We start from the raw sequence: 20,632 nt of genomic DNA on the forward strand, positions 1-20,632 counted from the left end.
TTTTCTATCTCCTTCTCGGCACCCGCTATTTGATGCCGGTTGGTTGGTGCCCGCCCGGGATTGGGCGGGCCACCAGGACTCGAATTACTTCGAGTAGAACTCGACGATCAGCTGCTCGGTGAGCGGCACGACGATCTGGGCGCGCTCGGGCAGCTGGTGCACGAGGATGCGCTGACGCTCGCCGACAACCTGCAGCCACGACGGCACCGGACGCTCGCCGGCGACCTCACGGGCGATCTGGAACGGCAGGGTGTTCAGCGACTTCGGCTTGATGTCGATGATGTCGTACTGCGACACCCGGTAGCTCGGGATGTTCACCTTGACACCGTTGACGGTGAAGTGACCGTGGCTGACCAGCTGACGGGCCATGCGGCGGGTACGGGCCAGACCGGCGCGGTACACGACGTTGTCCAGACGGCTTTCGAGGATCTGCAGCAGGTTCTCACCGGTCTTGCCAGCCTTGCGGTTGGCTTCCTCGTAGTACTTGCGGAACTGCTTCTCCATGACGCCGTAGGTGAAGCGAGCCTTCTGCTTCTCCTGCAGCTGGGTGCGGTATTCGCTCTCCTTGATCCGCGCGCGGCCGTGCTGGCCGGGCGGGTAGGGGCGCTTTTCGAACGACTGATCGTCACCGACGAGGTCGACGCCGAGACGGCGCGACTTGCGGGTGGCGGGTCCGGTATAACGAGCCATTTTTCAGATCCTCCCTAGACCCGGCGCCGCTTGGGCGGACGGCAGCCGTTGTGCGGCTGCGGCGTGACGTCGGAAATCGCGCCGACCTCGAGGCCGGCAGCCTGCAGCGAACGGATCGCGGTCTCGCGGCCCGAACCCGGACCCTTCACGAAAACGTCGACCTTCTTGACACCGTGCTCCTGCGCCTTGCGGGCAGCGTTCTCGGCGGCGAGCTGCGCGGCGAACGGGGTGCTCTTGCGCGAACCCTTGAAGCCGACGTGACCCGACGAGGCCCAGGCGATGACGTTGCCCTGGGGATCGGTGATCGAGACGATGGTGTTGTTGAACGTGCTCTTGATGTGAGCGGCGCCGTGCGGGACGTTCTTCTTTTCCCGGCGACGAGTGGGCTTGCCGCGCTTGGAAGCAGCGCCGGCTTTCTTGGTGGGTGCCATTTACTTACCTGGCCTTCTTCTTGCCGGCGATGGTGCGCTTCGGACCCTTGCGGGTACGCGCGTTGGTCTTGGTGCGCTGGCCACGCACGGGCAGGCCACGACGGTGGCGCAGGCCCTGGTAGCAACCGATCTCGATCTTGCGACGGATGTCGGCCTGCACCTCGCGGCGCAGGTCACCCTCGACCTTGAGGTTGCCTTCGATGTAGTCGCGCAGCTGGGTCACCTGGTCGTCGGTGAGGTCCTTGGTGCGCAGGTCCCGGTCGATGCCGGTGGCGGCCAGGATTTCCTGGCTGCGGGTACGGCCGATGCCGTAGATGTAGGTCAGCGCGATCTCCATGCGCTTGTCGCGCGGGAGATCAACGCCCATGAGGCGTGCCATCAGGCAGTGTTCCTTTTCGTTGCGGAGGTCTGATCCCAGTCCGTTCCCCGTCTTGGTCGGGGTCCGGCCTCCGTGCCGGACGTGGTTGAGGGCCGTCTGCCCTCAGTGGTACTGGGAGGTCTGCATTCAGTTTTGGGTGCTGCTTGAGCTGGTGTTTAGCCCTGCCGCTGCTTGTGCCGCGGGTCAGAGCAGATCACCATGACCCGGCCGTGGCGGCGGATCACCCTGCACTTGTCGCAGATCGGCTTGACGCTCGGGTTCACCTTCACGACTTAGCGATCCTTTTCTCGGTTCTGAATTGATGGTGCTCGGGCGAGTTACTTGTAGCGGTACACGATGCGGCCACGGGACAGGTCGTACGGAGAGAGCTCCACTACGACACGGTCCTCCGGCAGGATGCGGATGTAGTGCTGCCGCATCTTGCCGCTGATGTGGGCGAGCACCTTGTGACCGTTCTCCAGCTCAATGCGGAACATCGCATTGGGCAGGGGCTCGATCACGCGACCCTCGACCTCGATGGCGCCGTCTTTCTTGGCCATACTCTTTGGTAATCCTCTGGTTCTTCGGTTTCGTATCTCATACGCCCGTGCTTGGCGCAGAGCCCACCCCGGCTACAAGAACGTGGACTTAATGCCAGGAAATTCCGGGGAACTTCAGAACAGAGCACGCAAAGAGCCGGCGCAGAAGCTGCACCGTTGGTCCACGATACCCGCTCGGACCCCAGGGACCAAAATCCGCGGAGCACCCCGGCAGAGGCCAGGTAGGCGCATCGTCTTCGCAAGTCAGGGCGCATAATGAACAGCGATGACTGGACCCGCTTCCCCGGCTCGCAATCCGGTGATTCTCACCGTGGACGATGATCCCGCAGTGTCCCGGGCCGTCGCCCGCGACCTGCGCAAACACTACGGTGAGCGCTATCGGATCGTACGCGCCGAATCTGGACAGGACGCGCTGGTCGCGATCAACGAGCTGCAGCTACGGGGCGACACCGTGGCGATGTTCATCGCGGACTACCAGATGCCGGAGATGAACGGCATCGACTTCCTGGAACTGGCCATGGACGTGTTCCCGCTGGCCCGCCGCGTGCTGCTGACCGCGTACGCGGACACCCACGCCGCGATCAACGCCATCAACCTGGTCGACCTGGACCACTACCTGCTCAAGCCGTGGGACCCGCCCGAGGAGAAGCTGTACCCGATCATCGACGGCCTGCTGGAGGCCTGGCATGAGGTCGGCGACCGCGCCGTCCCCCACACCAAGGTGATCGGCCACCGGTGGAATCCCCGCTCGTGGGAGGTCCGCCAGTTCCTGGCCCGCAACCAGCACTACTACCGCGCGTACGCGTCGGACGAGCCCAAGGGCAAGCAGCTGCTGACCGCCGCCGGCCTGGACGGGCTGGAGCTGCCGGTGGTGACCTCCGAGCAGGGCGAGACGCTGGTCCAGCCGACGGACGCGCAGCTGGCCGGAATGCTCGGCCTGTCGACCACACCGTCGTTGGAGATGTACGACCTGGCCGTCATCGGCGGCGGACCGGCCGGCCTGGCGGCCGCGGTGTACGGCGCGTCCGAGGGGCTGCGCACGGTCCTGATCGAGCGCACCACCACCGGCGGGCAGGCGGGCCGCAGCTCGCGCATCGAGAACTATTTGGGCTTCGAGACCGGCATCTCGGGCGCCGAGCTGACGACCTCGGCGCGGCGGCAGGCCGAGCGCTTCGCCGCCGAGGTCATCACCACCCGTGAGGTCGTCGGGCTGGACGTCTCGTCGCTGGCCAGCAAGACGCTGACCTTCGACGACGGCCGGAGTATCACCGCGCGGTCGGTCATCCTGGCCACCGGCGTCGACTACCGGCATCTGCAGGTCGCCGGGTGCTGGGAGGACCCCGACAGCGTCGGCAACAGCTATGTCGGCAACGGCGTCTTCTACGGCGCCTCGGTGTCGCAGGCCTCCGAATGCGCGGGCGAGGACGTCTACATCGTCGGCGGCGCGAACTCCGCCGGCCAGGCCGCGATGTTCATGTCGCAGCAGGCCAAGTCGGTGACGCTGCTGGTACGCGGCAAGTCGCTCGAGGCGTCGATGTCCTACTACCTGATCCAGCAGATCGAGAACACCCCGAACATCAGCGTCCGGACCTGCACCGAGGTGGTCGACACCTGCGGCGAGGACGGGCACCTGACCGGGCTGTGGCTGGTCAACAACGCCACCGGCGAGCGCGAGCACGTCGAGTCGACGCGCCTGTGCTGTTTCATCGGCGCCACCCCGCGCACCCAGTGGCTGGAGAACGCCGGCATCGCCCGCGACGACCACGGCTTCATCCTCACCGGCCCGGATCTCAAGGACGTCTGCGGCTGGAACCTGGACCGGCCGCCGCACCACTTGGAAACAAGTGTGCCCGGTGTGTTTGTTGCAGGAGATGTCCGCGCTGAATCGGCCAAACGGGTCGCAGCCGCGGTTGGCGAAGGCTCGATGGCAGTGATGCTGGTGCACCGGTATCTGGCCGAGACGTAGGAGGAGACCGGTATGGGCGAAACGTGCGCGCGAAGTGAACTGAAAACGCTGTTCCTTTTCGAGGCGTTGACCGACGAGCAGCTGGACACGCTGTGCGCCAACGGTCACATCGCGACGTTCGAGCCCGGCCCCGTCTGCACCGAAGGCGAACCGGCCACCTGCTTCTACGTCATGCTCGACGGCGAGCTGGTGATGTCGATGAAGTCGGGCGGCATCGACATCGAGACCAACCGCACCTCGATGCGCGGCGTGTACTGCGGCGCCTGGTCCGCGTACATCCCCGACGAGCAGCCGGTCTACGAGGCGTCGGTGCGGGTGACCAAGCCGTCGCGGTTCTTCGTCCTGGACGCCAACGCCTACGCCGACTTCATGCGCAAGGAATTCCCGATGGCGGTGCACCTGCTGGAGGGCCACAAGGTCGGCGGCCGCCGCGGGCGGCAGATCGTCGGCCAGCGCGAGAAGCTCCTCGCGCTCGGCCAGCTCTCGGCGGGGCTGACCCACCAGCTCAACAACCCGGCTGCCGCGACCGCCCGCGCCGTCGCCGACCTGCACGACCGGATCGGCAAGATGCGCCACAAGCTCGCCATGCTGGCCGACGGCCAGGTCAGCCCGCAGTCGCTGCGGGTGCTGGTCGGCATCCAGGAGGGCATCGCCGAGCAGGTGGCCAAGGCCAGGACCCAGGAACTGTCGGCCATCGAGGCGTCCGACCGTGAAGACCAGATCGGCGAATGGCTGGAGGACCACGACATCGCGTCCGCGTGGGACTACGCCCCCACCTTCGTCGACGCCGGCCTGGATGTCGCTTGGCTGGAAGGCATTTCGTCATCCATCGGGAGCGCCGACTCGTCCGCGACGTTGCAGGGCGCGCTGGGCTGGCTGAAGTACACCATCGACACCGAGCTGCTGATGTGTGAGATTTCCGAAGCGAGCAAGCGGATTTCGACGCTGCTGGCCGGTGCCAAGCAGTACTCCCAGATGGACCGGGCCCCCTATCAGAACGCCAACGTGCACGACCTCCTGCGCAGCACGCTGATGATGTTCGGTGACCGCATCGGCAAGGACGGCACCACCTGCGTCAAGGTCGTCAAGGAGTACGACCCGGCGCTGCCCGAATTGCAGTGCTACCCAGCAGATCTGAACCAGGTGTGGACGAACATCATCGACAACGCACTGCAGGCCATGAAGGGCTGTGGAGTGCTGACGATCCGCACCAAGCGCGCCGGCGACGACACCGTCCGGATCGAGATCAACGACAACGGCCCGGGCATTCCGCCCGACGTCATCGAGCGCATCTTCACCCCGTTCTTCACGACCAAGCCGTTCGGCGAGGGCACCGGCCTGGGGCTCGATCTGGCGTGGCGCATCATCTGCGAGAAGCACCACGGCAACATCTACGTCGAATCCAAGCCGGGCGACACCACGTTCATCGTCACGCTGCCCGTGCACGCACCCGCGCCAGAAGAAATTCTGGCTGGGACAACGGGATAGTTCGAATCACCGCGCGCCGAACGGAATAGCCGCCCGCGCCCCATAGTTGCCGCAAAGGTGACCAAACCAGACCTTGGGCGCTACGGCGTATTCGGGCGCGGCGCGACGCCGCAACAGGCAGCAGAAATCGAAGCGCTGGGCTACGGCGCGATCTGGGTCGGGGGATCCCCGCCCGCGGAATTGGACTGGGTCGAGCCACTGCTCGGCGCGACGGAGCGGCTGAAGGTCGCGACCGGCATCGTCAACATCTGGACGGCGGCAGCGGGACCGGTGGCCGAGTCGTTCCACCGCATCAACTCCGCCTATCCGGGCCGCTTCCTGCTGGGCATCGGCGTCGGTCACCGCGAGGCCATCGCCGAATACAAGAAGCCGCTCGACGCACTCACCGAATACCTCGACAAGCTCGACGAGTACGGCGTGCCGAAGGAGCACCGCGTCGTGGCCGCACTCGGCCCGCAGGTGCTCAAGCTCTCGGCCCGGCGCAGCGCCGGCGCCCACCCCTACCTGACCACGCCGGAGCACACCGCCCAAGCGCGTGAGTTGATCGGGCCGGACGCGTTCCTGGCGCCCGAGCACAAGGCGATCCTGACGACCGACGCGGACAAGGCGCGCGCGGTCGGGCGCCAGGCCCTGGAGATTTACCTCAATCTGAACAATTACCTCAACAGCTGGAAGCGGTTGGGATTCAATGACTCTGACGTCGCCAAGCCTGGCAGTGACGAGCTCGTCGATGCCGTGGTGGCGTACGGCACCGTCGACGCGATCGCCGCCCGGCTCAAGCAGCACCTCGACGCCGGCGCCGACCACGTACCGGTTCAGGTGCTGACGTCGCCCGAGAAACTGGTACCCGCACTGACCGAACTCGCCGGCCCGCTGGGCCTGCGGTAACTGGAAGGATCGCGCATGAGCAAGCTGGATCTGGGCCGCGTCGGGGTGTGGACGTTCGGCGCCCCTACGCCCGAGCAGGCCGCCGAGATCGAGAAGTTGGGGTACGGCGCGGTGTGGCCGGGCGGCTCCCCCGCCGGCGACCTGGCGTTCGTCGAGCCGATCCTGGCCGCGACGGAGAAATTGCAGGTGGCCACCGGCATCGTCAACGTGTGGACGGCCCCGGCCGGGCAGGTCGCCGAGTCGTACCACCGGATCGAGGCGGCCTACCCGGGACGGTTCGTGCTGGGCGTCGGCATCGGCCACCCCGAGCACACCAAGGAGTACCGCAAGCCCTACGACGTCCTCGTCGAGTACCTGGACGAGCTGGACGCCGCGGGCGTTCCGGTCGCGCGCCGGGTGGTCGCGGCCCTCGGCCCGAAGGTGTTGCGGCTGGCGGCCGACCGCAGCGCCGGTGCGCACCCGTACCTCACCACCCCTGAGCACACGGCAGAAGCGCGCCAGCTCATCGGGCCGGACGCGTTCCTGGCACCCGAGCACAAGGTCGTGCTGACCGACGGATCGGCCGAGGCCACCGCGGAGGCACGGGCCATCGGCCGGCAGACCGTCGACTTCTACCTGAATCTCAGTAACTACCTGAACAATTGGCGCCGGCTCGGCTTCTCCGAAGACGACATCGCCAAGCCGGGCAGCGACGCGTTGATCGACGCGGTGGTCGCGCACGGAACACCCGATGCCATCGCCGCACGGCTCACCGAGCATCTCGACGCCGGCGCCGATCACGTGACCGTCCAGGTGCTGGGCGGCTGGGACAAGCTGGTGCCGACGCTGACGGCGCTGGCGGGTCCGCTCGGCTTACGCGGATAGCCTGGCGCTCAGCGCTTTTGGCCTTGACCGTCCTGCTGGTCGTGGTGCTGCCAGATGCGGCGCAGCCAGTCCCAGTGCGGCCGGCGCTGCGTCGGCTTCGGGGCCTCGGCGATGGGCGGCGCGGCAACCGGCTGCGGCGGCACGACGGCCTTCGGCGGGACGACGACGGGCGCGCTCACCACGCCGGCCACCGGCGCCGGTGCCGGACCTGCCACATGATTGGCGGTCGCCATCGGGGCCGCGGCCGGCGCGACGTACGGAGTCGACCGCGTGTGGTCGACGACGGCCAGCGGAGTCGACGGCTCATCGCTGCCGCCGAGGAGGATCGCGCCGAGCGCGGCAGCGACGGTGACCCCGCCGAACACCACCGCGACGAGCGCGCCCCGTGTGCTTTTCGGTGACCGCGTCGACGCGAGCGGTGCGGCGGGAATCAGGTTCGGCGCCAAAGGTTCTTCGGCGTCTCCCGACTCGGCCAGCGACCAGGCCAGCGCCGCGAACGGCATCGTCGGGAGCCCGTGGAGGCTTCCACTGGCCGGGTCGGATGAGTACTCCAGGTTCGGCAGTGTGGCGGTCATGGCAGTGGACATGGCGTGCTCCTGTGTCGTTCTCGCGGTCCCGGATGGGCGGCTCTCACAGGTAGGAGTCGCGCGGCACCCACGACGGGACAACTTTTGGCGGGCTTTGCTTCTCGGCTCGACATCGGCCGGGCTAGTAGATGATTGGTCCCTGCGTCGTCGTCACCGGTGCCGGTTCGATCGGCCCCACGGGGCCAGGTGGCAGCGGGCGCGGCGGCTTGTGCGTCGTCGTCGGCGGCGGGGTGGGCGACGGCGACGGCTCGGTGATCACGGGCGGCTGTTTGCTCGGCGGCGACGGTTCTTCACTGACGACGGGCGGCCGCGGACGTCGCGGCGGTGGCACCGGCCGTGTTGACGGCGGCGGCGTCACGACCGGCGCGGCCGGCGGCAGCGGCACCGGCGACTGCTGCGGCGGCGGGACCGCCCGTGGCGGAAGGACCGTCGTCGGCTCGATAGGCGCGGTGACGACGGCGGTCGGGCTGGGCGGAGGTGCGACGGTCGTGGTCACCGGGTTCTCCGGCGTCGTGCTCGGTGGCGGGGTGACGGAGGTGGTGACGCCTTTCGGGGCGACCGGGGCGTTGGTTTCGTACCGCCAGGCGATGGTCAGCGCCAGCATGATCAGTGGAATGCCGATCAGCAGCGACATCGTCAGCATCACGCGGCCATTCGGCTGCCTGGTGGCCGGTTCCGCGGCGAGCCCGTCGGCCGCGGCGAACTGCTCGGTCGGCGCATCCGGCAGCGCACTCTGTGCCGCGGTGGGTGCGCTGTCCAGATCGGCGGACGCCGAGGTCAGCTGAATCCGATTCAGTGTGCGGTCGCGCAGCCAGGTCGGCGCGGGGATGAACAGCGGCGTGCCGCCGAGCAGCGCGACCGGGTTGACCATCCGGCGACGGTCCTGATCGCACGTCGGGCAACTTTCGATGTGACGGGCGATCCGCTTGCGCATCAGGATGGTGAAAGTCCCGTCCCACCCGGCGAGGATCGCGCCCAACTCCGCACAGCTGTTACCACTCTGTCCGCGTCGGGCGACCAACAGCGCGCCCAGCGAGCGTTCCATGGTGTCGCGCAACCGCTGCATGATCTTCTTGGCGCTGGCGGTACTGACGCCGAGGGCCTCGGCAAGTTCAGGCCCCTCCAGTCCGTGGCGGTAGCCCAGCTCCAGCACCGCGCGGTCGCGGTCGGACAACCCGCCGGCCGCTTCGGCGACCAGTTTGGCCAGTTCGTTGCGGGCTGCCAGCGTGTCGGGCCCGGCGTCCCCGGACGCCTCGTCGGGCAGTTCGTCTGACGGTTCTTCGCGGCGCCGCTGCCGGATCCGGCGCAGCGCCTCGTTCCTGGCAATCGCGTACAGCCAGGGGCGCAGCTTGTCGGGTTCCCGCAACTTGTCCAAAGCTGTTGCGGCAGTGCAGAACACGTCCTGGACGCAGTCCGCGGCAGCATCGCGGTCCCGGACCATGCCGACGCAGAAGTCGTGGAGCCGGTCGGCATAGCGGTCATAAATACCGGCAAATGCCATGCGGTCTCCGGAGAGCGCGGCGCCGACCAAGTCGGCGTCGCTGACAATGTCCCAATCTGGCACTGCGGTCATGAGACGGGCTCCCGTACCGGATCGATCGCCGGTATGCACTGATGCTAATCCGGCGAAGGCGAGATGGTTTGCCGAATCAACGAGCATCGGCGTTGGCTTCATTGAGGAGAACGAGAGCAGCCTGGACCCGGTTCAACACCGGACCCGGCTGCGTCTCGAATCCGCGCAGGCGGGGTGCCATCACGGCCAGTCAGTGCTTCTTGTGGTCGGAGTGCTTCCAGTCCCAGTCGTACCAGTGCCAGTAGTAGTGGCAGTGCTCCCAGTCCCACCAGGCCCACGAGCAGTAGTCGTGGCCCCAGGTCTGCGGAGCAGGGATGGACGGCTGGGCTTGTGCGGTGCCCGCCGTCAGGCCCATGCCGGCCAGGGCCATGCTGCCGGACAGCAGCGCTGCCGCGGCAGCCCGCTTCGCAAGAGACTGCCGCTTGGCAGGGGTGTTGTTGGTCATTTCGCGCTCCTTGTTCGGTGTTGCAGACGCCCCGTGCGGGCTCTGTCATAGGTAGGAGCGCGACCCCCGGACGCCGGGGACACTTTTTTTCGGAAGAATCCGAATTGCCACGAAAAAACTTGTCAGACTCTGCTGCCGGCAGTGCTCATACCAGCATGAGCAACCATTCACCCACCCCGTGGAACCCCGACACCGACAACACCATCGCGGCTGACGCCATAGACGCCGGCCCGCGTTCGGCGACCTTCTCCCGGCTCGCGTACAGCGACCAACTCGACATACCCGATGCGCCGGAGGACGAACTCACCGTCGCCGTCGGCACCGACGACGGCCGCTGGGCCCGGCGCCGCGTGGCGCTTGCCCTGGGCGGCGCGGCCAGTGTGATCGTGGCGTCGGCCGCCGTGGCATTCACCGCGATCGGTTCACTGGACGCGGGCACCTCCGTGGCGGCCGCCGGCGGCTCGACTGCCGTTCCCGCGGCCGCGCCCGCCGTTCTGGTGCAACCGCCGTCGGCGCTTCCGGCACCCTCTGCCCCGCAGGCAGCACCGGCCGCTCCGGTGGTTCCCGACCACGTGCCGGCGGCCGTGCCCCAGCGACCGGCCGCACCGGTCGTCACCGCGGCACCCGCGGCCGCACCCGCCCCGGAAGTCGCACCACCGGCTCCCGCCCCCGAGGTGGTCCCGGCACCGCCGCTACAACCGATGCCCACGTTCCCGCCGATCGTCATCAATCTGCCGGCGCCGCCGGCGGCACCGCCGAAGGAACCGCCCACCAAGCCTGAACCGCCGGTGCTGAAGGGCCCACTCGCCATTCCGAGCCCCGGAAAGACCCCGCCCGTCAACCCGAATCTGCCTCTGGATGCCGGCTGACATCACCAGACCCACAAGCCCGCCACGGTGGTTACCGTGGCGGGCTTTTCATTGACCCTGTACCCAGGGCGCAGTTGTCCGAGAGGCACACGCCCCCACGTCAGGATCAACGGCCCAACGCACCCAAGCCGCGTTGACCCTGTAACCAAGGCGCACTTCTGCGCGAGGCACACGCCCTCACGTCAGAGTCAACGGCTCAACGCCGGACGCCGGAACCCGCATCGCCGGTGGGAGGCGGCGGCGCTTCGAACGACGGCGGCGCAACCGACATCGGTGGACGCGTCACCGGGCCGGGCCTGCCGGCCGTGTGATCCGGTGGCGACGGCTGCGGTGCCGGCATCGGTTCGGCAGCCGGGGAATCCTGCTGGGGCTGCGGTTGCTGACTCGGCACCACCACCACCGGCGGTGCGACCGATTTGGTCGAAATCCCAGGCACCAGCATCCCTGGCGCGCTGGGCGGCGCGCTCCGCGGGGTGCTCGGCGGCGCGGAAAGCGGCGTCGTCGCGGGTGTATCCAAGGGCGCCGTGATGCCGCTGTCGACCGGTTCCCGGCCGTGGCGGGCAGGCCCGGTCAGCGTCCAGACCAGACCCGCAACCAGCAGCAGCGCGCAGGCGGCCAGGCTGATCGGCAGAGCCAGCCGGCGGCGTCGTTCCTCCGCGGGCGCGGTACCGACGCCGGGGTCGGCGCCGGCACCGGGGTCGGCGCCTGCACCAGGGTCGGCGCCTGCACCGGCGTCGGCGCCATCGACCAGATCGGTTGTCCAACAGACCAACTGAATGTCCGCAAGCGTGGTGTCCCGGAGCTCCTTCGGGGCCGGGATGAAGGGCATGGCGCCCAGTAGCGCCGCCGGACTCACCCGGCGGCCTCGTTCGGATTCGCACTCGGGACACGACTCGATGTGCCGGGCGATGCGTTTGCGCATCAACACCGTCATCGTTCCGTCCCAACCATCGAGCACCGCGGCAAGACCCGGGCATCGTGCCGGGTCCTGCTGGGTCTGCCGGGCCACCAGCAACGCACCGAGCGAGCGGCCGACCATCTCCCGGGCGCGATGGGTCAGGGTGTTGGCGGTGGCCGGGCTGACGCCGAGTGCCTTGCCGAGTTCCGGTCCGTCGAGCCCGTGGCGGTAGCTCAGTTCGATGACCTCGCGGTCACGGTCCGAGAGGCCACCGCAGGCCTCGCGGATCAGCTGGGCCAGGTCGACCTGCTCGGCCAGGGCGTCCGGACCGGCCTCTGCCGACGCGCCGTCGAGGTATTCGTCGTCGGCCGGCTGTTCGAGCTTGCGGCGCTGAATGTGCCGCAAGGCCTGGGAGCGCGACACCGCGTACAACCACGGCCGCAGCTTCTCGGGCTGGCGGAGCTTCGACAGCCCGGTCGCCGCGGTACAGAACGCCTCATGGACGCAGTCGGCAGCGGCGTCGCTGTCCCGGACCATGCGCACGACGAAGTCGTTGAGTCGGTCCGCGTAGCGGTCATAGATCGCGGCGAACGCCGCGCGGTCGCCCGAGGCGGCCGCGCGGGCGAGTTCCTCGTCGGGTGCTTCGTCCCAATCGATAAGCGCGCTCATCGGCGGGGTTCTCCTCCCCCCATCAGTAGTAGTAGGCCGGGTAGAAGCCGGTGTCGCCGTTGTCGCAGTTGACGTTGATGTCCCAGAACCGGTTGAGCGGAATGCCCGGCACGAAGAAGCCCGCCTCTCCGGCGGAGTTCTGGTAGGCCCGCGTGGTGAACCAGTCGGAGGTGTAGGTGCACCAGGTGCCCCCGCTGCCGCCGCTCCAACCGATCCAGATGCCGCCGTAGTGCGGCACCGGATTCACTCCCAATGGGTTCGCGTGCGCGGTTCCAGCGCCCGCCAGAGCTACCGGTACTGCCGCTGCCGCAGCAATTCCAGCAACGAACTTTTTCAGCTTGGTAGCCATTGTGCTCCGCCTGTCCTTCGCTCGGCCCGGTTGGCCTCGCTTGTATGTAGGAGCATCTCGCCGTATCAATCCTGACAAGTTTTTCCGAATTTGGTCAGGCATCCGCAAAGAAGTCTCAGACCGCGCAGATACCCGGGAGCAACCACAGCGGGTCAGGGCCGCAGGTGCCATGCCGGCAACCCCTTGCCAACACCGGGCCGCAATTACTAGGATATGCAAGTATCCCGGCGCGTGAGCCGAGAATCCCGAACTCTCCATAACTTTGGACGGACGTCATGACCACCCAGATTCCGCACTTCATCAACGGCCGGCGCACCACCGGCGAATCGACCCGCACCGCCGACGTGCTCAACCCCAGCACCGGCCAGACCCAGGCCCAGGTGCTCCTGGCGTCGGCCACCGACGTCGACGCCGCGGTGGCGGGTGCCGTTGTCGCACAACAGGAATGGGCGTCGTGGAACCCGCAGCGCCGGTCGCGCGTGCTGATGAAGTTCATCGATCTGGTGAACCAGAACAAGGACGAGTTGGCCCGCCTGCTCTCACTGGAACACGGCAAGACGTTCGAGGACTCGCTCGGCGACATCCAGCGCGGCGTCGAGGTCATCGAGTTCGCCGTCGGCATCCCGCACCTGATGAAGGGTGAGTTCACCGAGGGCGCCGGATCCGGCATCGACGTCTACTCGATGCGGCAGCCCCTGGGCGTCGTCGCCGGCATCACGCCGTTCAACTTCCCCGCGATGATCCCGCTGTGGAAGGCCGGACCCGCGCTGGCCTGTGGCAACGCCATCATCATCAAGCCGTCCGAGCGCGACCCCTCGGTGCCGCTGCGCCTCGCCGAGCTGTTCATCGAGGCCGGTCTGCCGGCCGGTGTCCTGCAGGTGGTCAACGGTGACAAAGAGGCCGTCGACGCCATCCTGGCGCACCCCGACATCAAGGCCGTCGGCTTCGTCGGCAGCACCGACATCGCGCAGTACATCTACTCGAACGCCGCCGCCAACGGCAAGCGTGCGCAGTGCTTCGGCGGCGCCAAGAACCACATGATCGTGATGCCCGACGCCGACCTGGATCAGGCCGTCGACGCCCTGATCGGTGCCGGCTACGGCAGCGCCGGCGAGCGGTGCATGGCCATCAGCGTCGCCGTCCCCGTCGGCGAGGAGACCGCAAACCGCTTGCGCAACAAGCTCGTCGAGCGCGTCAACCAACTGCGGGTGGGCCACAGCCTGGACCCGAAGGCCGACTACGGCCCCCTGGTCACCGGCGCGGCGCTGGAGCGCGTGCGGGGCTACATCGCCCAGGGCGTGGACGCCGGCGCCGAGCTCGTGGTCGACGGCCGCGAACGCGCCAGCGACGACCTCACGTTCGACGATGCCGACCTGTCCGGTGGCTTCTTCCTCGGCCCCACCCTGTTCGACCACGTCACCCCGGACATGTCGATCTACACCGACGAAATCTTCGGTCCGGTGCTGGTGATCGTCCGCGCCCACGACTACGAGGAGGCGCTGCGCCTGCCGTCGGAGCACGAGTACGGCAACGGCGTCGCGGTGTTCACCCGCGACGGCGACACCGCCCGTGACTTCGTCTCGCGCGTGCAGGTCGGCATGGTCGGCGTCAACGTGCCGATCCCGGTTCCGGTGTCCTACCACAGCTTTGGCGGCTGGAAGCGGTCCGGCTTCGGCGACCTCAACCAGTACGGGACGGCGTCGATCCAGTTCTACACCAAGGTCAAGACCGTCACCGAGCGCTGGCCGTCGGGCATCAAGGACGGGGCCGAGTTCTCGATCCCGACCTTCAAGTAAGGGCCTGCGTTGAGCATCGACCTCTTCGGACTCGACGACGACGAACGCGTGATCGCCGAAACGGCGGCCGCGTTCGCCGAAAAACGGCTGGCGCCAAACGCTTTGGCGTGGGATGCCGACGAGCACTTCCCCACCGACGTCCTGCGGGAAGCCGCCGAACTGGGCATGGCGGCCATCTACTGCAACGACGACGTCGGCGGCAGCGGGCTGCGCCGGCTGGACGGTGTGCGCATCTTCGAGCAGCTCGCTACCGCCGATCCGACCATCGCGGCGTTCCTGTCGATCCACAACATGTGCGCGTGGATGGTGGACAGCTTCGGCACCCCGGAGCAACGCAAGACGTGGCTGCCCAAGCTGGCCTCGATGGAGGCCATCGCCAGCTACTGCCTCACCGAACCGGGCGCCGGCAGCGACGCGGCGGCCTTGCGCACCAAGGCCGTTCGTGACGGTGACCACTACGTGCTCGACGGGGTCAAGCAGTTCATCTCGGGCGCGGGCGTCTCGGACGTCTACGTCGTGATGGCCCGCACCGGAGCCGACGGACCGCGTGGCATCTCGGCCTTCATCGTCGAAAAGGACACGCCGGGACTGAGTTTCGGCGCCAACGAGGAGAAGATGGGCTGGCACGCCCAGCCCACCGCCCAGGTGATCCTGGAAGGTGTGCGGGTGCCCGCCGAAGCCATGCTCGGCGGCTCGGACGGCGAGGGCACCGGCTTCTCCATCGCGATGAACGGCCTCAACGGGGGACGCATCAACATCGCCGCCTGCTCCCTGGGCGGCGCGCAGGCAGCCTACGACACGGCGCTCGGCTATCTGGCGTCGCGTGAGGCCTTCGGCGGGGCCCTGATCGACGAGCCGACCATCCGGTTCGCCCTCGCGGACATGGCGACCGCCTTGGAAACCTCGCGAAACATGTTGTGGCGGGCGGCAACCGCACTCGACACCAACAATCCGCGCAAGGTCGAACTGTGCGCCATGGCCAAGCTCCACGTGACCGAGGCCTGCTACACGGTGGCCGACCAGGCATTGCAACTGCACGGCGGCTACGGCTACCTGCGCGAGTACGGGCTGGAAAAAATCGTCCGCGATCTCCGGGTGCACCGCATCCTGGAGGGGACGAACGAGATCATGCGCGTGGTCATCGGTCGGGCGGCCTCGACCGCCGCACGCAACTGAGCGATTTGTGCACGAAAATCCGCGGCGAGCGCGGGAAATCGTGCACAAATCGCCGAGAACTCTAGGGAGGACACACTGATGGCGACGATCGCATTCCTCGGGCTGGGCCACATGGGTGGCCCGATGGCGGCCAACCTCATCGCGGCCGGGCACACCGTGCACGGCTTCGACCCGGTCCCGGCCGCCGCGCAGGCCGCACGGGAGCACGGCGCGACGACCTTCGACAGCGGCCCCGAGGCAGTGGCCGGCGCCGACGTCGTGATCACCATGCTGCCCAACGGCGATCTGGTGAAGCGCTGCTACGCCGACGTCCTGCCGGCCGCGGCACCCGGCACGCTGTTCATCGATTCGTCCACCATCTCGGTCGACGACGCCCGCGAGGTGCACCGTCTGGCCGGCGAGCACGGCTTCGCCCAACTGGACGCGCCGGTGTCGGGCGGCGTGAAAGGCGCGACGGCCGGCACGCTGGCGTTCATGGTCGGCGGCGAGGCCGAGGCCTTCGAACGCGGACGCGCGGTGCTCGAGCCGATGGCCGGCAAGATCATCCACTGCGGCGACTCGGGGGCCGGCCAGGCCGCCAAGGTGTGCAACAACATGGTGCTCGCCGTCCAGCAGATCGCGATCGGTGAGGCGTTCGTGCTCGCCGAGCACCTCGGCCTGGACAAGCAGTCGCTGTTCGACGTGATCACCGGTGCGACCGGCAACTGCTGGGCGGTGCAGGTGAACTGTCCCGTCCCCGGACCGGTCCCCAGCTCCCCGGCCAACAACGGATTCCAGCCCGGTTTCGCCACCGCCCTGATGAATAAGGACCTCGGTCTGGCGATGGCTGCGGTGCGCTCGACGGGGTCGTCGGCACCCCTCGGTAGCCACGCCGCGGACATCTACGCAAAGTTTGCCGCCGAGCATCCCGATCTCGACTTCAGCGCGGTAATCAACCGGCTGCGTCAATGATGTCGCATCACCATCACCGCACGTCACAGTGGTATTCGTTAGTTAACTGTGACATCGCGCGCATTAGGGCATAGGATGCGTGGGTCGCACAGGGAGGATTCGCGCCGCATGACTTTCAAATATTCCGCCAAGGGGGCCACCGCCTCGGCTACCGCGATTGCTGTGGCGTTTTTCGGGGCGGGCGTCGCCTTCGCATCGCCCGGCCCGTCGAGCCCGAGCAACCCGGGCACCGACCCGGCTCAGCCGACGCAGACGCAGCAGGCCAGCAAGAACAACGAGTCGGCCACGACGCCGTCGAGTGACCTCGGTACGGCCAGCAGCAAGACCGTCTCCAACTCGACCTCGAGCTCGACCGCCGGCCACACCGGCAAGACGGCCCGCAACAACGACAACGGCCTCGAGTGGGGTGACGACTGGAGCCTGGGTGGCTTCCCGCCGATCAACCTGTCGAGCATGCAGCCGCCGGAGGCCACCGTCGCCGTGCCGCTGTCCCTCGGCCTGCCCGGCCTGAGCCTGCCCAGCCTGGTGCTCGACGCCGGTCTCGGCGGTCTGGTGACGGCACTGGGCGGCCTCGCACTCGGCCAGATCACCAGCCTCTCCGCCGTGCCTGCGACCGCGACGCTGGGCGCCCCGGTCGCCGCTGCCGCAGCTCCGGCTGCGACTGCCGCCACCTTCGGCACCCTGTCCACCGTCGGCGACATCGCCAAGGTCTCCTCTGCGGCCGCTGCTCCGGCCCTGTCGGTTCCCGCCATGGCGGCTCCGGCGGTGGCTGCCCCGAGCCTCGGCGGCCTGCCGGCCATCGGCGCACCGGCCATCGGCTCGCTCGGCGCGCTCGCCGCACCGAAGCTGCCCGGCATCGGTCTGCCGAAGCTCCCGTCCGCCGGCCTGCCGGAGATGCCGGACTTCACCAAGCTCGGCACGCCCAAGCTGCCCAAGCCCGAAGACCTGCCCCACCCGGAGATCGGTCTGCCGAAGGCCCCGAAGGTCGGCCTGCCCGACATGTCGGACATCCCGCACCCGCAGATCGGCTTCCCGCCGCACCCGCGGATTTTCCCGAAGATCGGCCTGCCGAAGGTCAGCCTTCCGTGGTTCTGAGCCGCTGAAAGAGGCGGGGCTCGGCGCCCCGCCTCGACAAGTGAAAAGTTGTGAAGAACTGGTGGTCAGCCCTGGGCTGACCACCAGTTCTTGTGTAGGCGCTCGCACCCGGCGGCCAGCAGGCCGTCGTACTCGGCGCGCACCTGGACCGCCCCGGGGAATTCGTGGCCGGCCGAGTAGCCGGTGGTGACCACCAGCGTCGCCAGCTTGGCGGCCCGTGCCGCCCGGAAACCGCGGACACCGCCCGCGACCGCCAGTGCACTCTCGGGTCCCAGCCCCAACTCCCACAGGGCGTGGCCGTGCAGATCCGGCTCCCGGGTCGGACGCGGCAGATCGTCGGGCGTCACGATGGTCTCGGCGATGCCGTCACCCAGCAGCTGACGGACCAGCGGCTCCACCCACGACCGGCTGCCGGTGCTGACCACAGCCACCGCCACCCCGGCGCCGAACAATCCGGCCGCCAGGTCGGCGAGGCCGTCGCGCGGGCTGACGTCACCGTCGAGGACCGACGTCTCGAACAGGTCGGTCTTGGTGCGGTACACGTGGGCGGCGATCTCGTTGCTGACCCGTCCGTATCCGCGGCGGCGCAGCGCCGAAGCGACGCGGCGCTGTTCGTCGGCGATGCGGACCAGCCGGCCGTATTCGGCCACCGACCAGGAGATATCCAGCCCGTGCTCGGCAAAGGCGGCGTTGAACGCCACGCGGTGTGCGTCGCGCTCGACATCGGCCAGCGCACCGTCCAGGTCGAAGATCACCGCGCGCAGCGGGTCGATCACGGCATGGGCCGGGCGCGCCACATCCCACCAGAACGTGCGCTCCATACAACTCACCGACATGGGTACAAGGGTGTCCCACGTCACATGTGCGGGGCCTCCCCCCAACGGGGGATTGGACGGGCGAGATTCGGGATGAACATTCCCGATGGTCCACAGCCGGTCCTCCCGACCAGCGCGGAATCGCCGCTCTAAGGTGATGCCATGAGCACCAGCGAGAAGCCGAAGGCGGATCGCGCATGACCGCCGAGCCCGAAGCCGGCGCCGCTGCGCCGGTACGGCTGATCCTGGTCGACGACCACGAAATGGTCATCGAGGGACTCAAGGCCATGCTGGCCGCGTTCAGCGACCGGGTGCGGGTGGTCGGCCAGGCCGTCGGGGCCGAACGCGCCGCCGCGGTGGTCGACGAGCTGCAGCCCGACATCGTTCTGTGCGACGTGCGGATGCAGGGCGCCAGCGGCCTGGACCTGTGCCGTGAACTGCGCGAACGTGCCCCGGACCGCAAGGTGGTCATGCTGTCGGTGTACGACGACGAGCAGTACCTGTACCAGGCGCTGCGGGTCGGGGCGGCGGGCTATCTGCTCAAGAGCATCAGCAGCGACGACCTGGTCCGTCAGCTCGAGTTGGTGCACGGCGGGGCGACGGCCATCGACCCGAGTATGGCCGCCCGGGCCGCCGATACCGCCGCCCGCATGCAGCGCGACGAGTTCTGGCCCGGCGCCCGGCAGGGCCTGACGCAGCGCGAGAGCGAAATCCTGTCGTTCGTCGTCGACGGACTGTCCAACCGCGGTATCGCGACCCGGCTGGTGATCGGCGAGGAGACCGTCAAGAGTCACCTGCGGTCCATCTACCGCAAGCTCGACGTCAGTGACCGGGCCGGCGCCGTGGCCACCGCGCTGCGGGAGGGCATCTACCGATGACGCCGCGCAATGAGGTGCTGACCGCCGACCGCGAGCTGGCCCTGCTGCGCGAGCTGATTCAGGCCGCCTCGAGCGGACCCGGCGTCGAGCCGCTGGCCGCGGCGGCCGCCCGGATGATCACCGCGGCCACCGGCACCGACGTCTGCTTCGTCCACGTGCTCGACGACACCGAACGCTCGCTGACATTGACGGGCGCCACCCCGCCGTTCGACCAGGAGGTCGGCAAAATCCGGCTGCCGCTGGGCGAGGGCGTCTCCGGGTGGGTGGCCAGCAATCGCGAGCCCGTCGTGATCCGCCACGACAAGGAATCCGATCCGCGCTACCGGCCGTTCGAATCGCTGCGCGGCAGTGACTTCGCGTCCATGGTGTCGGTGCCGATGGAGACCGACCCGGGCGGACTGGTCGGCGTGCTCAACGTGCACACCGTCGAGCGCCGGGAATTCACCGCCCGCGACGTGGAGCTGCTGCTGGTCATCGGCCGGCTGATCGCCGGGGCCATGCACCAGGCCCGGTTGCACCGCCAGCTCGTCGCCCGCGAACGTGCCCATGAGAACTTCGTCGAGCAGGTCATCGAGGCCCAGGAGATCGAGCGCCGCCGGCTGGCCGGCGATATCCACGACGGTATCTCGCAGCGGCTGGTGACGCTGTCGTACCGGCTCGACGCGGCGAGCCGGGCGGTCGGGACCGACACCGCCGTCGCGGCCGAGCAGCTGACGCTGGCCCGGGAGCTGGTGGACCTGACGCTCGGCGAGGCCCGCGCCGCCATCGGGAACCTGCGCCCGCCGGTCCTCGACGATCTGGGGCTGGCCGGCGGGCTGGCCAGCCTCGCGCGCTCCATCGGTCAGCTCGACGTCGACGTGGAGCTGACCGACGTCCGCTTGCCCGACCACATCGAGCTGGCGCTGTACCGCATCGCGCAGGAGTGCCTGCAGAACGTCGTGAAGCACGCCCACGCCAGCAATGCGCTGCTGAAGTTCACGGCCGACGCGGAGCACGCCCGGCTCGAGATCATCGACAACGGCATCGGTTTCGACACGTTCGAGCGCCCGCTGGGCGCCGACGAGACGGGTGGCTACGGGTTGTTGTCGATGGCCGAGCGCGCCGAGATCGTCGGCGGCCGGCTGAATATCCGGTCCCGGCCCGGCTCGGGCACCATCGTCACCGCCACCATCCCGCTGCCATCGACGACTTGATGACAACGGCCTGACGGTTGCTAGAAATCATCCGTCATGTATCTCGCGGCTGATTTGGCAAATTTTGACAATGCCCGAAAAATACCGAACCAT

Annotated in this window: 22 protein-coding genes; 11 read left to right on the forward strand and 11 right to left on the reverse strand. The window is 68.3% G+C overall.

Annotated elements, in window-relative coordinates; translation table 11 throughout:
* Positions 1-84: 84 nt before the first annotated feature.
* From rpsD to infA, 5 genes are all read right to left on the reverse strand, one after another.
* The gene (rpsD, locus tag ACJH6I_RS06785) at positions 85-690 is read right to left on the reverse strand and encodes a 30S ribosomal protein S4 (protein WP_060998918.1); all 606 of its coding nucleotides are present in this window, start codon (positions 688-690) and stop codon (positions 85-87) included.
* A 14-nt stretch (positions 691-704) separates the two neighbouring features.
* Positions 705-1,121: a 30S ribosomal protein S11 gene (rpsK, locus tag ACJH6I_RS06790; RefSeq protein WP_020101461.1), complete on the reverse strand. Its 417-nt coding sequence runs from the start codon at positions 1,119-1,121 to the stop codon at positions 705-707.
* Positions 1,122-1,125: 4 nt separating this feature from the next.
* Entirely contained in the window at positions 1,126-1,500 is a 375-nt protein-coding gene (rpsM, locus tag ACJH6I_RS06795; protein WP_060998921.1) for a 30S ribosomal protein S13, read from the reverse strand.
* A gap of 155 nt (positions 1,501-1,655) precedes the next feature.
* Positions 1,656-1,769, reverse strand: coding sequence for a 50S ribosomal protein L36 (gene rpmJ / locus ACJH6I_RS06800; protein ID WP_003879483.1), 114 nt, complete (start codon positions 1,767-1,769; stop codon positions 1,656-1,658).
* Positions 1,770-1,817: 48 nt separating this feature from the next.
* Positions 1,818-2,039, reverse strand: coding sequence for a translation initiation factor IF-1 (gene infA / locus ACJH6I_RS06805; protein ID WP_003886926.1), 222 nt, complete (start codon positions 2,037-2,039; stop codon positions 1,818-1,820).
* A gap of 265 nt (positions 2,040-2,304) precedes the next feature.
* Between infA and ACJH6I_RS06810 the strand changes: the two genes are divergently transcribed.
* Genes ACJH6I_RS06810 through ACJH6I_RS06825 form a run of 4 tightly spaced genes read left to right on the forward strand, consistent with a single transcriptional unit; the run spans position 2,305 to position 7,245 of the window.
* Positions 2,305-4,005 (forward strand): FAD-dependent oxidoreductase, encoded by a 1,701-nt coding sequence (locus tag ACJH6I_RS06810; protein WP_060998923.1) that lies wholly within the window; start codon positions 2,305-2,307, stop codon positions 4,003-4,005.
* A 12-nt stretch (positions 4,006-4,017) separates the two neighbouring features.
* Positions 4,018-5,493 (forward strand): ATP-binding protein, encoded by a 1,476-nt coding sequence (locus tag ACJH6I_RS06815; protein WP_060998925.1) that lies wholly within the window; start codon positions 4,018-4,020, stop codon positions 5,491-5,493.
* Positions 5,494-5,535: 42 nt separating this feature from the next.
* The gene (locus ACJH6I_RS06820) at positions 5,536-6,381 is read left to right on the forward strand and encodes an LLM class F420-dependent oxidoreductase (RefSeq protein WP_406775560.1); all 846 of its coding nucleotides are present in this window, start codon (positions 5,536-5,538) and stop codon (positions 6,379-6,381) included.
* A gap of 15 nt (positions 6,382-6,396) precedes the next feature.
* Positions 6,397-7,245, forward strand: coding sequence for an LLM class F420-dependent oxidoreductase (locus ACJH6I_RS06825; RefSeq protein ID WP_060998928.1), 849 nt, complete (start codon positions 6,397-6,399; stop codon positions 7,243-7,245).
* Between the two features lie 8 nt (positions 7,246-7,253).
* Here the strand turns inward: ACJH6I_RS06825 and ACJH6I_RS06830 are convergent, their stop codons facing one another.
* The 3 genes from ACJH6I_RS06830 to ACJH6I_RS06840 form a co-directional block, all read right to left on the reverse strand.
* Positions 7,254-7,832 carry a hypothetical protein gene (locus ACJH6I_RS06830; RefSeq protein WP_131808708.1) on the reverse strand — a complete coding sequence of 193 codons (579 nt, stop codon included), beginning with the start codon at positions 7,830-7,832 and terminating at the stop codon, positions 7,254-7,256.
* 121 nt (positions 7,833-7,953) lie between these two features.
* Positions 7,954-9,405, reverse strand: coding sequence for an RNA polymerase sigma factor (locus ACJH6I_RS06835; RefSeq protein WP_060998930.1), 1,452 nt, complete (start codon positions 9,403-9,405; stop codon positions 7,954-7,956).
* A gap of 190 nt (positions 9,406-9,595) precedes the next feature.
* Entirely contained in the window at positions 9,596-9,850 is a 255-nt protein-coding gene (locus ACJH6I_RS06840) for a hypothetical protein (RefSeq protein WP_060998932.1), read from the reverse strand.
* A gap of 155 nt (positions 9,851-10,005) precedes the next feature.
* On the opposite strand from ACJH6I_RS06840, the gene ACJH6I_RS06845 reads away from it, so the two are divergent.
* On the forward strand, positions 10,006-10,719 hold the full coding sequence (locus ACJH6I_RS06845) for a hypothetical protein (protein WP_064858363.1): 714 nt from the start codon (positions 10,006-10,008) through the stop codon (positions 10,717-10,719).
* A 196-nt stretch (positions 10,720-10,915) separates the two neighbouring features.
* On the opposite strand, the gene ACJH6I_RS06850 is transcribed toward ACJH6I_RS06845, so the two are convergent.
* On the reverse strand, positions 10,916-12,286 hold the full coding sequence (locus ACJH6I_RS06850) for an RNA polymerase sigma factor (RefSeq protein ID WP_204158427.1): 1,371 nt from the start codon (positions 12,284-12,286) through the stop codon (positions 10,916-10,918).
* 22 nt (positions 12,287-12,308) lie between these two features.
* Complete coding sequence (locus ACJH6I_RS06855; RefSeq protein WP_064981178.1) at positions 12,309-12,635, reverse strand: hypothetical protein; 327 nt, start codon at positions 12,633-12,635, stop codon at positions 12,309-12,311.
* A gap of 275 nt (positions 12,636-12,910) precedes the next feature.
* On the opposite strand from ACJH6I_RS06855, the gene ACJH6I_RS06860 reads away from it, so the two are divergent.
* The 4 genes from ACJH6I_RS06860 to ACJH6I_RS06875 all read left to right on the forward strand — a co-directional run bounded on the left by ACJH6I_RS06860 (position 12,911) and on the right by ACJH6I_RS06875 (position 17,653).
* Positions 12,911-14,431 (forward strand): CoA-acylating methylmalonate-semialdehyde dehydrogenase, encoded by a 1,521-nt coding sequence (locus tag ACJH6I_RS06860; protein ID WP_061004492.1) that lies wholly within the window; start codon positions 12,911-12,913, stop codon positions 14,429-14,431.
* 15 nt (positions 14,432-14,446) lie between these two features.
* Positions 14,447-15,607: an acyl-CoA dehydrogenase family protein gene (locus ACJH6I_RS06865; protein ID WP_061004505.1), complete on the forward strand. Its 1,161-nt coding sequence runs from the start codon at positions 14,447-14,449 to the stop codon at positions 15,605-15,607.
* Between the two features lie 78 nt (positions 15,608-15,685).
* On the forward strand, positions 15,686-16,558 hold the full coding sequence (mmsB, locus tag ACJH6I_RS06870; RefSeq protein WP_061004494.1) for a 3-hydroxyisobutyrate dehydrogenase: 873 nt from the start codon (positions 15,686-15,688) through the stop codon (positions 16,556-16,558).
* Between the two features lie 108 nt (positions 16,559-16,666).
* Positions 16,667-17,653, forward strand: coding sequence for a hypothetical protein (locus ACJH6I_RS06875; RefSeq protein WP_346417061.1), 987 nt, complete (start codon positions 16,667-16,669; stop codon positions 17,651-17,653).
* A gap of 65 nt (positions 17,654-17,718) precedes the next feature.
* Here the strand turns inward: ACJH6I_RS06875 and ACJH6I_RS06880 are convergent, their stop codons facing one another.
* Positions 17,719-18,474, reverse strand: a complete 756-nt coding sequence (locus tag ACJH6I_RS06880; protein ID WP_406783885.1) for an HAD family hydrolase — start codon at positions 18,472-18,474, stop codon at positions 17,719-17,721.
* A gap of 191 nt (positions 18,475-18,665) precedes the next feature.
* Between ACJH6I_RS06880 and ACJH6I_RS06885 the strand changes: the two genes are divergently transcribed.
* Entirely contained in the window at positions 18,666-19,346 is a 681-nt protein-coding gene (locus tag ACJH6I_RS06885; RefSeq protein ID WP_020101448.1) for a response regulator transcription factor, read from the forward strand.
* Complete coding sequence (locus tag ACJH6I_RS06890) at positions 19,343-20,539, forward strand: GAF domain-containing sensor histidine kinase (RefSeq protein ID WP_061001779.1); 1,197 nt, start codon at positions 19,343-19,345, stop codon at positions 20,537-20,539. Before ACJH6I_RS06885 ends, ACJH6I_RS06890 begins: the two co-directional genes overlap by 4 nt.
* Positions 20,540-20,632: the final 93 nt, after the last annotated feature.

This window comes from Mycobacterium sp. SMC-13 (genome assembly GCF_045311035.1).
Taxonomy (GTDB): domain Bacteria; phylum Actinomycetota; class Actinomycetes; order Mycobacteriales; family Mycobacteriaceae; genus Mycobacterium.